Raw genomic sequence first — 15758 nt, forward strand, 5'->3', positions numbered from 1 at the left:
ATCACATACTGGAATATTTTTTAGATATTTGTTAAAGTTTTTATCTGATTTTTTGCTTCTTAAGTAAAATTGAAATATGTCAATATATATAGATGTTGCGACACTTTTATCTCAGTGTACGGTTGACAGTTAAAGTCTTTGCAGGTGAAGAAACTTATTGTTTGAACGAAGCAAGTATTCTCAAGTAATTTAGTTACAGCATAATCTTTGAATTAGAAGTACTATATATATCAATTTTAATAGATATTGATTGCTAAGTGAGTTTAATTTTCTTCTTGATTTTTTGGTTACTTTTTCATCAAGGAAAAAGGTAACTCGCCATTAGGCGAAACCTAATAATTTTGTCTACTTTTCCAAAGTAAAAAGTGTCACACTATATCCATTAAACCCACAAAATTTATAATTATCACCTACTCTAACCTGCCATAGCTTTTCAGTTTAGAAGTAACTTGATACTCCTCACCTCTGCTCTCTAACATAATCAGTCCAATGTTCTTAGCATAGTATTCATAGCTCTCAAAATCTCTATCTTCTTCTATAGAAGTAACCTTAATTTTAACTACATCATAGAAGTCACCTGCCGGAGTTGTTAACTGTTCATCTATCGCTACAATCTCCCTTCTCTTATTAGCATTATCCCATTTCTCTCCAACCTTAAGAGGTAATTTTAAGATAACCTCTTTAGCATCAGCTTTATCATCTACATCCTTTAATAGATTAGTATCACTATAAAACTCTGGATTCTCCTGAAGAAGAAGCACTTTTTCTTTCTCTACTCGATAGACAGAAGCTATCTCTGTTCCGCCATTATTTTTGTGAACCTGTATTAGATTATCTTTGATAAACTTTGTCTCAGTGCTAAAGGTAGCATATTCATTTCCTTCACCTTGATACTTATAAAGCATCCCCTCTCTGATAGGAAAATAAGCTCTCAAGTCGACTTCTGCCTGCTGATCAGCTCTACTTTTAAGATTATCACCTTTATTCTGCTCTTTTACTACATTATTTGCTGAACACCCTAATAAAAACTGTAACAGAAAGAGAACAATCATTAATTTGTGCCTTTTGAGAAATTTACTAATTTTAATCTCCTCCCTTTTAAATAAGTATTTCTCTTATTACAAGCAAATATTAAAGCTCCAAATAATATAATTTCAAATAATCAGGTCCACTCTCTTAATCTCTCTATATCTAAGATAGTAATCTGAGTATTCCCCACTTTGATAACATTCTCACGTTCTAACTCCTTTAAAAAACGGCTTACCGTCTCCCGACTAGCACCAATCATTAAAGCTAACTCTCTTTGGCTCAAATTTAGATCAATCTTAATCCCCTGCCTATTCTTCTCGCCATAATCTCTAGCCAGCTTCCATAACCTACTAGCAATCCGAGGCCCTGTCTTCTTTAATCCCAAATTTCTCAATTGACGATAACTCTGCCTTAATTTTAATGACAATGAATTAAATAGCTGGAGAGTTAAAGTAAAGTTCTCTTCCATTATTCTTAATAGATCCGCAATACTAATCAAAATCAGCTCTCCAGCCTCTAACATCTCTGCAGTAATAGAGCTTTTGCGCCTATCTAAAGAAATTTCATTGATAATATCCCCCTCTTCTAGAATATGTATTATCTTCTCCTTCCCACTTGAAGTAAATTTAGATATCTTAACCTTACCCTCCACCACAATATAGAGATAATCAACTTCATCGCCATCAAAAAAGATTATCTCCCCTTGATGATAATGTCTTAAGATAGAGTTTTTAGCGATAGCTAAAATAACCTTTTCATCTAGATCATTAAATTGGTCAAACTTTTCTATTATTCTTTTAATTTTATCCATTATACTTCACCTATTCCACCTTTTTGTTACCCTTTATTATCTCCTGATACAAAAAAAGTAAAAGCCCAAGGGTAAATTTCCCTTGAGCCTATTTTAAACTATTTGCCTACCTTTTTAAAGTTATTACTTACATTGGTCTTATATCCAGGCCAATCGATATGCTCAGCAACTCTACATTCAGGGTTTAGCTCTACTCCATCTAAGACATAATCCTTAAAGACTTGGAAACCAGTTCTATCTACAATATATCCCACATGCTCTTTAGGCAAGCTACGGTCAATATATTCATCTACATAATCATAGGTCTTATTAATGATATCGATGATAGCATCCTCTGTTAACCATTCTAAGAAAGGCATTGCTAAACGTGGATTTCTCTTTCCTGTACGCCCCATAATCAATAATTTATAATACTTCTTGCTAGTATCTCTAGTCCAAGCATTGGTAGGACATTTAGCGATACATTCTCCACAGCCGATACATTTATCCTCATCACGAACTACCTTATAGTTCTTAGCTTCTAAAGCTTTAGTTGCTCGCTTTTGGCAGTTCTTCACACAGGCTCCACAGCTAATACAGCGATAAGCATCATAGATAGGTAAGTCCATTCCTAAGACACCAAAATCCTGCATATGTGCCTTGATACAGTCATTTTGACATCCAGAGACTGCAATCTTAACATGATAATCATTCGGGAAGATATTCTTCTCTATTCTTTGAGCCAACTTTGTAGTATCGTACTTGGCATAACGGCAGACCTTATTACCGATACAAGCTGATACATTACGGGTTCCAGCAGCAGGATAACCATCCTCTGGATTTCCGATATCTACCCCAATGCCAGCTTCCATTCCCTCAATTAAGGGTGCTACCTTCTGATTTACCTCCTCTACCATGGTCATGGGAATTCCTGTAATCTCAAAGCCTTGACGGGTAGTAATATGGAGGTTTCCATCTCCATAGGTTTCAGCAATCTCTTGTAAAATCGTTAGATATTTAGCCTCTAAATGCCCCCCTGGTACTCTAACCCTTAAGGCAGTAACTCCTCTGTCCTTGGTAATCCGATAAGCATTCTTCTTAAACTCCTTAACATTTAATGACATCTCTTCTCCCCCTCCTTAATCAACCAAGTTCTTAGCTTTTGTATAGTTAAAGACTGGTCCTTCGACACAGATATAAGTATCATCCATCTTACAGTGACCACATTTGCCGATTCCACAGGACATTTTACGCTCAAAGGATACCCAGATTTGTTCCTCCTTGATATTATGCTTCATAAACTCTAAGCTAGTGAACTTCATCATAATTGGAGGTCCAACGATAACCACTTCTTTATTAGCTAAATCAGTGAAATTAATCTGCTCAACAAAGTCAGTTACTAATCCTACATTACCAGCCCACTCTTCATCACCTTCATCAACAGTTAAGATTACATCGATATGGTCTGCTGCTTCCCATTTAGCAATCTCATCGGCAAAAAGGATATTAGCTGGATTTCTAAAGCCTAATAATAAGGTTAATGAGTTAATCTCTTCTGGATTTCTATAAAAATGATTAATAATGCTCTTAACTGGTGCCAAGCCAGTTCCTCCTGCTGCAATTACTAAATCCTTACCTTGATACTCTTCAATTGGAAAGCCATTTCCGTAAGGCCCCCGAATTCCCAATTTATCTCCAACCTCTAAATGAGCAATTTGATTGGTTACTTTACCGACATGGCGAATAGTCAAGTCGATATAATCATCACCAAAGTCACTGACTGAGATTGGACACTCTCCTACCTTAGGAATAGATACTTCCACAAATTGCCCATTATCAACCTCTAAATCTATTGCTAACCGATAAGTGTAATCTACTTCACTTTCTGGTCTAATACTGATAATCTCTACTGCTGTTGGTATATACGGATTCTTAGCCATTATTCTTCCCCTCCTCAATAGCTTGGTTTAACTTCTTAATTGCTACTACAAAGGAGATATATTGAGGGCAGACATCTTCACAGCGTCCACAGCCTACACACATATCAATGTCAAATCTCTTACGGAAGTCATAGATCTTATGCAAGGTCTTAAATCTCATTCTATCTCCATAGGTTGTTCTAAAGTCATGACCTCCAGCCATCTCTGTATATCCATCGATATGGCATCCAGCCCACACTCTTCTTCGCTCACCTATATTCTCATTATCTTGATAAGAGATATCCTGCATACTCCAACAGCTACAGGTTGGACAGACTGTATTACAGCGACCACAGCCGATACAGCGTTTACTGTACTCCTTCCAAATCTCTGAATCGAATAAATCTGTTGTAATATCCTCCAATGCAGGTACTTCCACCTGCTGCTTATTCTCTTGAATAAATTCTGGAGTATAGTCTGTACTCTCTTGATTAGCAAATACATCTGTTAATTCATCATCTTTAATATCACAGAAGACTTCATCTTCTGTTACTTTGACAAACAGTGAATAATCATCGGTCTTATTCGTTCCCATTGAAACACAGAAACAGGAGTCGAAACCTTCTGTACATTCCATTACTACGAATTTAACCTTCTCTCTTAATCTCTTATAATAGATATCCTCTTGTGGCCCATTCTCTAAAAAGATTTTATCTAAACGCTTGAAGGCATTTACTTCACAAGGTCTTAAAAAGACCAATACCTTCTCACCCTTATCCTCAGCCTCGATATACTTATCACCATTGAAATAGAATAAGGTCTGAGTAATTGGAAATACAATCTCTTTGGGAGAATACTTTGTTTTAGAATTGAAATCAATCTCCTCTAAAGAGCTTACTTCATCATAAAGTACCAAATCAGTATCTGAAAAGGTTCCTTTATCTTTTTTTCTAGTTGGGGCATAGATTTTATAGTCCTCTTGCAGCTTACTTAAAATATCATCAAATTCACTTCTTTTTACTCTGTATGACATACGCTTTCACCTACCCTTTGATTTTTTCAAACTCAACCTCGATTGTGAATTAATTCATTAAGCACTCGACAGCTTTACACTTATTCTTTATCCTACCATAATTTTAAGTTGAAATTTGTGATAAAACTCACATTAGCAAGTACTTTATCAATCATCACTACCACTAAAATTTATAATATCAAAGTTTATTTCCTTATTTTGTGAAAATAAGCACTATATATTTAAAAAAATTTAAACTCATCTTTAAAAAGATTGTTCTTTCCTTCACAACTACATAGTATCATATCATCTCTTTTAATGTTGTGATTAATCTCACTTTTGAAGTAAATAATAATGGTTATCATTTGTCCCACTTGTTGATATCCCTCCTGTACTAATAGAAAAACTGATACAATAGATTGATATTTAGACACTTTTATAGTTAAAAATTAAGAATTAAAAGACTTTAAAGATTTTCAAATTGAAGAAAATTAGTGTTTGAACGAAGCAAATATTTTAGATGAATAACAATCCTATTCTAACCTTTGAATTAGAAGTACTATATTTCTAATTTTCAATAGATATTGGTTGCTGAGAGAGTTTAATTTTTTTCTAGACTTTTTGGTTACTTTTGGGGCAATGCCAAAAGTAACTCAGGAAAAAGCTGATAAGCTTTCCTGAAAGAGTTTTTTAATAATTTGAATTACTTTTTCAAAGTGATAAAGTATCGCAATATACCCATAAGCTGATATCAAGCTCCACACAAAAAATAAAAAAACAGTTTACTGTAACTACAGTAAACTGTTTTAATTAATTTTACTCATTAAGCAATCGATCTTTTAGCAAAGATAAACTCCTCAATTACTTTAGCTACTCCATCTTCCATGTTACTTAAAGTAATGTGCTTAGCTTCCTTCTTAACATCATCATTAGCATTTTCCATAGCAACACCAAGCCCTGCATACTGAATCATACTCAAATCATTGTAACCATCACCAATAGCAATCACCTCGTCTTGTTTAATTCCTAATTGATTAGCTAATTTTCCTAGCATAGCCCCCTTATCAACCCCTTTAGCAGTAAATTCAAGGAAGAATGGCTTTGAACGGTATAAACTAACCTTTGATTCTAGAAGTGGACGAAGTCGATCTTCTACCTCTTTAAGATAAGCTGGCTCTTCCATCATTAGAGCCTTGACAGGATTTGATGTGACCTTTTCTTCCAAATTATCAACTTCAATAATCTCCATCCCAGTTAAGTCATATTCGATTTCTGTATACTTATTATTCTTAGTAGTTATGATATCATCACCAATATAAGTATGGTAAAAGACCTGATGCTCTTGACTGATCTTATCTAACTCTAAAGCCAATTCTTGTGATAAACAATTTTCAAAGATTACCTCATCCTTAGCACAATCGATTACAATTGAACCATTATAAGATAAGATATAGCCTCCATACTTCTTAAGTTCTAGCTCCTTAGCAAATTTTTTCATAGCATAAGTAGGACGACCTGAAGCTAACACAACAGTAGTACCAGATTTTTGAGCCTCCATAATGGCCTCTTTAGTCCTCTCTGAAATCTTCTGGTCATCTGTTAATAATGTATCATCCATATCCATAGCAACTATTTTATACTCCATAATTTTCCCCTCTCTGAATCTATCTAACAATTCTTATATTCTTGAATCCTCAATTGATGAGCTATAATTTAATTTTGAATTACCCTTAATAAATATTAGATAAAAATAGATAAATCCCTCTAAAATCAGACAAATTATTTTGATAATTATCTAATCTTAGCTGAGTATATCCACTCCTAAAATAGTAATCTGTTCTATGATAATAAACCTACCATCATTGATACTCCATTGAAATTAATACTAAAAGCTAAAATAATTTTTTGCAATGCATCCTGAAAGTGCTCTTCCTGAAGAAGTAGTCCTGGGCTGAATCTCACGAATTGATGCGAATTAAAATCAAAAGCTTTCAAACCTTTAATTTAGTCTGTTAATATCTCATTCGTGAAATTCGTGTTAATTCGCTGCTAATCTTTAGCTTTTGACTTTTAATCTTTTATTTCACTTTAGACTTAGATATCTATAATTAATAGCAAAATTAGATTTTTATCATATTATAAAATCACCATATAATCCATTTTCTTCTTATAGCATTTTGCAGGTGCTCATATTTTTTTGTCGAATATTAACAATTAGGAGGTGCTCTTATGTTCAAATTAAAATCTATAAAAACAAAGATGTTCTTAATCGTCTTTATACCCATGTTGATCTTACTTGTCTTAAGTATTGCTTCTACCCAATGGACAATGCTAGGTTCACAGCAGATTGTAAGTGAACTAAAAGATATTTCTAATACAGCAAGTTCAAAGATTTTAAATGCTGATCGTGATTATTATCAAGCTCTACTAGCCCTAGAACAGATGTTCTTATTAGATCCAACCACTAGTCAATATCAGCTAAAAAAAGAGGATTATTTGGAAAATTCACAGCAAGTTTGGGACAGAATTATCAGTTCAGAAAAACTCTTAACAGAATCTATCGATCTCAAAAGTATAGCTCATAAAAGTACAAAGAAAAACTTTCAAGAATTATTTTCAAACTTTGATAAACACTATAAAGACTGGAAAGATGAAAGTGAAAGAATAATTAACAACTATGAGAACAGAGGAGAAAAACCAGAAATAAATACAATAATGAAGAGCTTTAATCAAACTAGAGAAGAAGTCAATCAATTAGGAGAATTAGTCGACCAGCTAGGGGCAACTAAAGCATCCAATTATATCAAAAGGGTACATTCCCAAAATATAAAGATATTAGCTGTATTAATATTGGTATCAATATTATGTATAATAATCTCTTACTTGATTGGTAAATCCCTTACAAATTCTATTAAAAAGTTCAAAGAAGAGGGAATTGATAAATTAGCTATTGGTGACTTAAGTAATCAATTAAAAGTCAATAGAGCAGATGAATTAGGAGACTTAGCAAGAAGCTATAACCAATCCCTTGAGAAATTAAGTGATTTAATCATAAATATTATGAATAGTATAGAGGATATCTCAGCTTATAGCCAAGAGTTATCAGCTTCTGCCCAAGAGGGAAATGCAAGTATAGAAGAGACCAATGAGCTGATCGAAAATGTATCAGCAAGTATGCAACAGATTTCAGCTAGTAGTGATGAAATAGCATCTTTTGCTAAAAAATCTGCTAGACAGACTGAAGTTGGTAGTGATAATATCAAATCAACTATAGAAAGTATGGAAGAGATCAATTCTGCAGTAAGTAATACAGTTACGATTATTAATGATTTAGATAATACCTCCCAAGAGATTGGTGGGATTTTAGATTTGATCACCAACATAGCTGAACAGACCAACTTACTAGCCCTAAATGCAGCTATAGAAGCAGCCAGAGCTGGAGAACATGGTCGAGGTTTTGCTGTAGTAGCTGATGAGATAAGAGCATTATCTGAAGAGACCACTAATGCCACTGAAGAGATCGCTAACTTAGTAAAAATAATTAAAAGCAAATCTCAAAATGGTTTAGAATCTATTGAATTTGCAGCAACTAAGGTTAAGAAGGGGCAAGCAATCGCTGAAAAAACAGGTGAAGTTTTTGCAGAGATCAATAAATCTACTGAAGAAACAGTAGTTAATATTGAACAGACCTCTCTTTCTACCAAAAATGTGGCAGAAAATAGTGATAAGTTGATAACTGCTTCTAACGATGTTGGACTTATGTCTGAAGAGGTAAGCAAGTCCTCTCAAGAATTAGCTGAGATGGCACAAAACCTACAGCAACTGGTAATGAAATTTAAGTATTAGACTTTAAGAATAAAGTGAGTTCTTAGTTTCAGTGGGAGTTTTAGAGATACTTAGGTGTCGGATAAATTTTTCTATAAACTTGAAATTTGAAATAATATAAAAGAAGGCTTGCTTAAATTTAAGCAAGCCTTCTTTTATATTAAATTAAGCCACTTTCTGAGCCTTTTGTTCAGCACTTACACTCTTAGAACTGTTTGAAACATAGAAGTAAACTGCTCCAATTAATAATGCTCCTCCTACAATATTTCCTAAGGTTACAGGTATTAAGTTTCGTAAATATCCTGCAACTGTGATTGTTTCAGAATGACCTGGGATGAATAATCCCATTGCTAAAATTGTCATATTAGCAACACTATGTTCAAAACCACTACCAATAAAGGCAAATAAACACCAAAAGATCAAAATCAATTTAGAGATATCATCTTTAGCTCTTAAGCCCATCCAGATTGCTAAACAGACTAATATATTACATAAAACCCCTCTAAAAAAGAGTTCAGAGATTGGGGCATTCATCTTCCCTGCAGTCGCTCCTAAAATCAATGTAGAGGTTGGGGCTTTAGTAATCAACCCAGTCTTAAAGAACAACCATGCTACTCCAATAGAACCAACTAAATTACCTAAATAACACCAAAACCATAATTTCATCATATTCTTAAAAGTAACCTCTCCAGATAGCCAACCAATAGCCATAAACATATTATTTCCTGTAAATAATTCAGAACCTGCAAAGATAACTAAGGTTAAAGCTACTCCAAAGCTTGCCCCCATGATAGTCTTAACCATCGGAGATCCTGCTGCCTTCAATGGTGCTCCAATTGAAAATACTAACATAACTCCTAATCCTACAAAGACTCCTGCTAACATAGATAATACAAAGAATCGTGTTAAATTACTATTCATAAATCCTACTTTCTTCTTAGCAGCTATCGCCACCTTATCAGTTGTCTCTTTAAACATCTTCATCTCTCCCTTATTATTTAATCACTTTGTGAAAATTAACACTAGTTAGATAAAAATTTTAACCTTCTATAATTACATATACTTAATAAAAAATCAATTAGTTCTTGTTCTCACTTTCACCTGTTTCAGTAAGGATGCCCCTTCCAAATCTTATTTTTGATTTGGTGGGGGAGGAATTACTGATTTTTAAATTTGTTCAATACAAAATTTAAAAATAGTTTATATTTTTCAGTAAATAAGATATAATATAAATATAACGTGAATACAGGAGATGAGCTTATGCAATTAGTTAGAACTATAAAATTACAACTTTTTCTTAACGATACTGAAAAAGATTGGTTAGAGCAAACTCTTGATTCTATTAAAAAAGGACTAAATTATACTAGTCAAGTTGCTTTTGAGAATGGTGGATTATCCAGTAAAGCAAAGTTACAAAAGATAGTATATTATCATATTCGAGAACAATTTAATCTCAAAGCACAGATGGCGGTTAATGTCTGTACTACTGTCGCAGGTACTTATCAATCTCAAAAATCTAATTTAAAAAGCAATAAATCTAAGAAAAAAGATATTGTTCTAACTGAATTTGACAATGTTAAAGCTCTATACTCCTATGGTAGAGATTATTCTTTTCTAAAAGATGGTAAGATAATCTCAATTAATACCGTTAAAAAGAGAATTAAGATTCCTTTCAAAGTACCTATCTATTTCCATAAGTATCTTAATGATAATTGGAAATTTGGTGCTATGGAAATTTGTAAATTTGATAATAAATATTTTGCACACATTACTGTTAATAAAGAGATTGAAGAACAACCTCTAGAATTATATGATAATGTAATTGGTATAGATTTAGGTCAAAATTTCTTAGCTACTTTGACTGATAGTAAAGGGTACGTTAAATTCTATAAAGGTAGATACCTTAAAGATATACGTGCTAAGTATAAGCATTTGAGAAAACAGTTATCCCAAAAAGGCACTCATAATGCACATACTAAAATGAATACTATCAATCAACGTGAAATGAGATTTATGACCGACATTAATCATCAAGTTAGTAGAGATATAGTCAATTATGCTAAGCAATTTAACTCTATTATAGTCATGGAGGACTTAACAGGTATTAATCTGTCCTGTAAAGTTAAAAGAAAAAACCGTTATTATCGGGTGTCTTGGGCTTTCAATCAACTCCAAGAGTTGATTGAATATAAAGCTAAAGAAGTCGGTCTTAGAGTAATCTATATAGACCCTGCTTATACTTCTCAAAAATGCCCTAAATGCGGTCATACCTATAAACTTAATAGGGATAAAAAGAACCATATTTTTAAATGTTTAGCTTGTGGTTATACTGCTAATGATGATTATATAGCAAGTCAAAACATTAGAGATAAAGGTATAGAAATTAGACACTTAGAATCTATATTTTAATCTCAAAATAGGTAGTTAAGAGCATGAGGTAAAGAAATCGCCTATACTTGTGAAAGTGCTTAGAGTATCCTCTTAACTACAGGGAGTAGTGATTTAGCACAATCCGTCAACCCCCTAACGATAGTTTATTATAAAACTATCAATCTAAGGCTATATTGATAAGGATACTAGTCTATTCGTCTAATCGCTAGATTGGTTGATAAGTAGTAGCACTTAGCAAGCTCCTTCCAAATCTTGTTTATGATTTGGTGGGAGTAGTTGACAATCTTATCATACCATATATATATATCATCTGTTGTGAGATATATCACAATAATATAATAAAAACTTGACCTGCCTTATTGAAATTTCAATAAGGCAGGTCAAGTTAGCTGAAATCAAACAAATTTAGTCTCTTGAAAAAATATACTACATATTTTTTTGGTTCAACAATGAACTTTGTGATTAAAAGTATAATGCGTTGAATTTAAGTTATTATTAGTTAGCTACGGGTTAAAACCCGTAGCTATGCATGATTATGATTAGCGCCACAGGTTAAAACCTGTGGCGGATTAATAACGAAAAGTCTGTAAGACTTGAAGCAAAATAATAAATAATGCATTTCTACAAAGTTCATGGAAAACCCAAAATTTTTTCTAAATCTAATTACTATCTCTACTATTTATTATGGCTCTTCCACGACTTTTGTGAAAATCATTTAAAAAATATTTTTTGCCACGAATCCTACGAATCTACACGAATAAGTTCAAAGAATTTATTTACTAATTTATTAATTTTTTAGTTCTTTATTCGTGTTTATAATTAGTGTTAATTCGTGGCTGAGAATTCTTTTTCTCATTTTTTATAATTTAAGATTTGATTTTCATCTATTTATTAAAATCAAATTAATCACAAAGTTCATTGTTGAACCTTTATTATATCTAAAACTTTATTCAATACCTGATCCTCTCCATACGCTTTTTTCACTGAATCCACATCAACTTTAATATCTGGAATTACTCCACGTTTACTATTATATTCAGTAGGCGTATAAAAACTAGTACTTGCAATACGAAATTCTAGCCCCGAATTAGGTAATTTATCCCTAATAGGATTTCCGATACAATTAGCTGCATCTCCCGTTTCTTCTCCGACTAATATCCCACTTCCATTTTCTTTAACCATATTAACAAAATCAACGCCAGCCGAAAGGGGTCTTCGCCCAATTAAGATATAAACCTTACCTTTAAAATGATATTTATTTGTATTAATATTTTTAGCAATAAATGTATGTAAGTAAGCTCCTAAGGAATTATCTCCTCCCCCATTATTACGAACATCAATAATCAATACTTTACACTCTCTTTTCTTAATTTCTTTAAAATATTTTTCTATATTCCTTTTAAAATTTAACGTAGAAATATGATTAGGACTGAACGTACTAACTGTCAATAAAGCCACACTATTTTGTAAATAAGATAATTTTAATTTATCTTTTCTTACAAAAAGTTTCTCAAGAAATTTTTTTCTTTCTCTATATTTATCAAGTGAAATTCCAGATAAAGATACTAACTTAATGTCACCTGACTTTGCCTTATACTTAATTGAATAACTGTCTACTCCACCATATTCAAGCCATAATCTCATAGCAAAAAAATCCTCAATTATTTGATAAGCCCAACCTTCTGCGGTATAACTAATTTTATTCCTCATCTTATTCAGTAATTTAGATGTATCAGTTCCATTAATAGCTAAAATCTCAGAACCTATCTCTGGAATATTTTTTTTACTAAGATTAGAAACTACAAATATTCTCCCCTTTCTAACTCCTACTAATAACGGAAACACTTTTCCTCCTTGTTTGCAATATTTATCATAATTTTTGAAAACCACATCACTAAAAAACTTTGTATGTCCATCTCTAAAAACAGCTATAAACTTAGCAACAATTTTATATAATTCTAATTTACTCCACTTTTCTTGTCCTTGTAATTTATCTATAATTTTATTAAAATTATTACTAATTAGTTCTTTATTTATATTATAATATGCTTTAGGATAAATCTGGGTTATTCTATCATATAGATACTTAACATCCTCTATTGCTTGTTGAGCAGTCAATTTCCTCCCTTTAACTACTGTAGAATCTTCGCTTAAAGAAGTTACAACTTTAAATTTCTTAAACTTAAAAGAATCTATCATTTTTTTAGCTATCTTAAGATTTCTATCGTATTGATTATTGCTTGCTCTAAATCCAATACCAAATCGTGTCTGTTTCTTATAAACATATATACCACCTACCTTATTTTTACTGAAAGTAATTATTGCTTTATAAGCTGGCTCACCTTGAAATATAATCTTTTTAAATTCTTCAATTTTACCCTGTGTTTTAATAAAATTTAATTCTGTGTTGACTTTTTTATGAAATTCATCTAGTGAATTTATCTCTTGATCTATCTCAATATAAAATTGAAACCCTTTACCATTAATAAATGTTACTCTATTTCTATATTCAATTTTATTCCAAGCTGCTGGATAATTAATTTTATAGTAATTATTCTCATACTCTTTCCAAATTATATTGTCAGCAGCAGCTTTTACATTAATTCCACAAGTAATTATTATTAATAATGCTATACTCAAAATTGAAAATAAATTAATATTATTTGAATCTGATTCCATTTAATTTTCTCCTATCTATCTTTAAACCCCTTATTTTAAACCTAAATCACTATGCCTTTTTATAACTATACTACTCTCATATCAATCCAACTTTAATTTGAGATAATCAAAAGTTCTTCGCTCAAGAATAACTCCTTTGATAAAGTTAATTAATTTATCATTTTTAGTTATCTTAGCAAACTCACCACTATGTATCATAAACAATAGCTTCTGTTCTAAATCAAAATCTCTTAGATTTCTTCTCCGATTAAAATTCTTCTTTTCTGCTAATAGCCACTTAGTATACCTTTGTAAAGCCCCTTCTAGATTAATTGTATTAATACCCTGCTTAGAGTATAATTCCTTCATATGCTCCAATAAAATATACAGCTCATCATAGATAGGAAATTGATTTTGATATAAATAATGGGGAACAGCCATAGGAAGCTTAGAGAATATTTGATTAAACTCTCGGTTTAACCTATTTCTATAAGAGCTAATTGCTAAACCAGATCGGCGATTCTCTTTGTAGAGGTTTTTAAAAGCATTTAAATATTGGGGAAATTTGTCCTTAATTATACTCATAAAGATATCTTTCTGTCTGCCAGGTCTTAAGGTCAATCCACCAGGTAAGACAAAATCGACTTTTAGTTCTGCTAATTTATCTGCTAGAGACGATAAACCCTCTCTACTATCAGAGATATAGGGAATAAAGGGCATAGCTAAAACTCCCACATAAATTCCTCTTTCCTTAAAAACCTTAATTGTCTCTAATCTCTTCTTTACACTACTGGCCTGTGGCTCAAATATCTGTCGTAGCTTATCATCTAAAAAGGTTAACGAGACCATCAAAGTAACCCCACTCTTTTGATGTAGCTGCTCCCATAAGTCAATGTCTCTCAAAATTAAAGAGGATTTAGTCATAATGGAGACTGAATGATTATAAGTAGTTAAAATCTCTGCTATTTGAGGCATAATTCTCTCCTTAGCTTCCACAGGTTGATAAGGGTCACTAACACCTGAAGAGATGGATATTGTCCCCCTTTCTCTAAGCTTTGGTAGCTGTTCTTGTAGTAATTGAGGAAGATTCTCTCTAATAACTATATCCCTTTCAAAATCTCCTTCTACATAGTACTTTTCAGCTCGTCCATCACAGTATTTACAGCCATGCTGACAGGCTTGATATGGAGAAAAACCATACTTACTAGGGAAATAAATATGGACGAGTTTAGTATTTTTAGAGATTAACTTTAATTTTTTATAATTCCTGTTAATTCTCATAACTTCCCCCTAGTTAAAATAGTTCACTCATTAGTTAATGGTCAAACTTTATAAGGGCAAAGAATATTCTTTGCCCTTATAAAAAAATAACTTTTTCCTTATAATTATTCTTTGATTAGAGATTCATCACCTTTTGAATTTTATAACTGATAATCTACTACTGCTCTATCTTCAGTTACCGCTCTTACAAATTCAGCTACCTTGACATGGTCTGGATGTACTTGATATCTTGCCAAAGCATCCTTATCTTCAAATTCTGAGTATAAAAGTAGATCATAAGCTGCTTTAGAATCATTATAGTTAACTCCTACTTCAAAAGCCTTAATCTCTTCTACCTTATCCTCCAAAGCCTCTAACATTGCTTTCATTTTTGCAATATTCTCTTGCTTACTTGCTCCTTCTGCTTTTTCTTTAAGAGTCCACATTACAATATGCTTAATCATTTATTCTCCTCCTTATTATTTCTTGATCTAGTATATCTAACTAATTATTTGATTATTATTTCTTGAAATCATCTTAATTACCTGCATACTCTTTAATTTAATATTAGATAGCTAGTTTAACTATCGGTGATTGTTAAATAGAAGTTGATATAATGGATAGATAATGCGATACTTTTGGGAATCTGGAATCAGTTATAAACACTGGTTCCAGATTCCTGATTCCCAACACGAAAGTATCGCAATATTCCCAGTAACCTCTACTACTTATCAATTATCTAATGTAATAAATAATTATAGTATATAGATTGAAGTAAATAATTTCATTAATTAAAAATCAATAATTCAACTTATTTAGCAACGAATCTAGCGAATTTAAAACAAAGAAAATTCTAAACTATTAATTTATTCTT

General features: G+C 32.0%; 12 protein-coding genes. 2 read left to right on the plus strand and 10 right to left on the minus strand.

Translation table 11 applies throughout. The features are described 5' to 3' along the window. Positions 1-410 precede the first annotated feature (410 nt). The 6 genes from ACTCDL_RS06180 to ACTCDL_RS06205 form a co-directional block, all read right to left on the minus strand. Positions 411-1052 carry a hypothetical protein gene (locus ACTCDL_RS06180; protein ID WP_463175071.1) on the minus strand — a complete coding sequence of 214 codons (642 nt, stop codon included), beginning with the start codon at positions 1050-1052 and terminating at the stop codon, positions 411-413. A 110-nt stretch (positions 1053-1162) separates the two neighbouring features. Continuing rightward, complete coding sequence (locus ACTCDL_RS06185) at positions 1163-1840, minus strand: Crp/Fnr family transcriptional regulator (RefSeq protein ID WP_463175072.1); 678 nt, start codon at positions 1838-1840, stop codon at positions 1163-1165. Positions 1841-1938: 98 nt separating this feature from the next. Continuing rightward, a complete protein-coding gene (gene asrC, locus ACTCDL_RS06190; RefSeq protein WP_463175074.1) occupies positions 1939-2943 on the minus strand; it encodes a sulfite reductase subunit C in 1005 nt (334 codons plus the stop codon). 15 nt (positions 2944-2958) lie between these two features. After that, positions 2959-3759 (minus strand): anaerobic sulfite reductase subunit AsrB, encoded by an 801-nt coding sequence (asrB, locus tag ACTCDL_RS06195; RefSeq protein WP_463175075.1) that lies wholly within the window; start codon positions 3757-3759, stop codon positions 2959-2961. Next, a complete protein-coding gene (gene asrA, locus ACTCDL_RS06200; protein WP_463175077.1) occupies positions 3752-4771 on the minus strand; it encodes an anaerobic sulfite reductase subunit AsrA in 1020 nt (339 codons plus the stop codon). Before asrA ends, asrB begins: the two co-directional genes overlap by 8 nt. A gap of 802 nt (positions 4772-5573) precedes the next feature. Beyond that, complete coding sequence (locus ACTCDL_RS06205) at positions 5574-6395, minus strand: Cof-type HAD-IIB family hydrolase (protein WP_463175078.1); 822 nt, start codon at positions 6393-6395, stop codon at positions 5574-5576. 584 nt (positions 6396-6979) lie between these two features. Between ACTCDL_RS06205 and ACTCDL_RS06210 the strand changes: the two genes are divergently transcribed. Further along, on the plus strand, positions 6980-8596 hold the full coding sequence (locus tag ACTCDL_RS06210; protein ID WP_463175081.1) for a methyl-accepting chemotaxis protein: 1617 nt from the start codon (positions 6980-6982) through the stop codon (positions 8594-8596). Positions 8597-8740: 144 nt separating this feature from the next. Here ACTCDL_RS06210 and ACTCDL_RS06215 read toward each other — a convergent pair whose 3' ends face one another. Next, on the minus strand, positions 8741-9553 hold the full coding sequence (locus tag ACTCDL_RS06215) for a formate/nitrite transporter family protein (protein WP_463175082.1): 813 nt from the start codon (positions 9551-9553) through the stop codon (positions 8741-8743). A gap of 282 nt (positions 9554-9835) precedes the next feature. Between ACTCDL_RS06215 and ACTCDL_RS06220 the strand changes: the two genes are divergently transcribed. After that, positions 9836-10984 (plus strand): RNA-guided endonuclease InsQ/TnpB family protein, encoded by a 1149-nt coding sequence (locus tag ACTCDL_RS06220; protein WP_463175084.1) that lies wholly within the window; start codon positions 9836-9838, stop codon positions 10982-10984. An 897-nt stretch (positions 10985-11881) separates the two neighbouring features. Here ACTCDL_RS06220 and ACTCDL_RS06225 read toward each other — a convergent pair. From ACTCDL_RS06225 to ACTCDL_RS06235, 3 genes are all read right to left on the minus strand, one after another. Then, entirely contained in the window at positions 11882-13645 is a 1764-nt protein-coding gene (locus ACTCDL_RS06225; protein WP_463175086.1) for a S41 family peptidase, read from the minus strand. 81 nt (positions 13646-13726) lie between these two features. After that, positions 13727-14905 (minus strand): radical SAM protein, encoded by a 1179-nt coding sequence (locus tag ACTCDL_RS06230; protein ID WP_463175088.1) that lies wholly within the window; start codon positions 14903-14905, stop codon positions 13727-13729. Between the two features lie 140 nt (positions 14906-15045). Beyond that, positions 15046-15348 carry a Dabb family protein gene (locus ACTCDL_RS06235; RefSeq protein ID WP_463175089.1) on the minus strand — a complete coding sequence of 101 codons (303 nt, stop codon included), beginning with the start codon at positions 15346-15348 and terminating at the stop codon, positions 15046-15048. Positions 15349-15758: the final 410 nt, after the last annotated feature.

The organism is Orenia sp. (assembly GCF_055140805.1).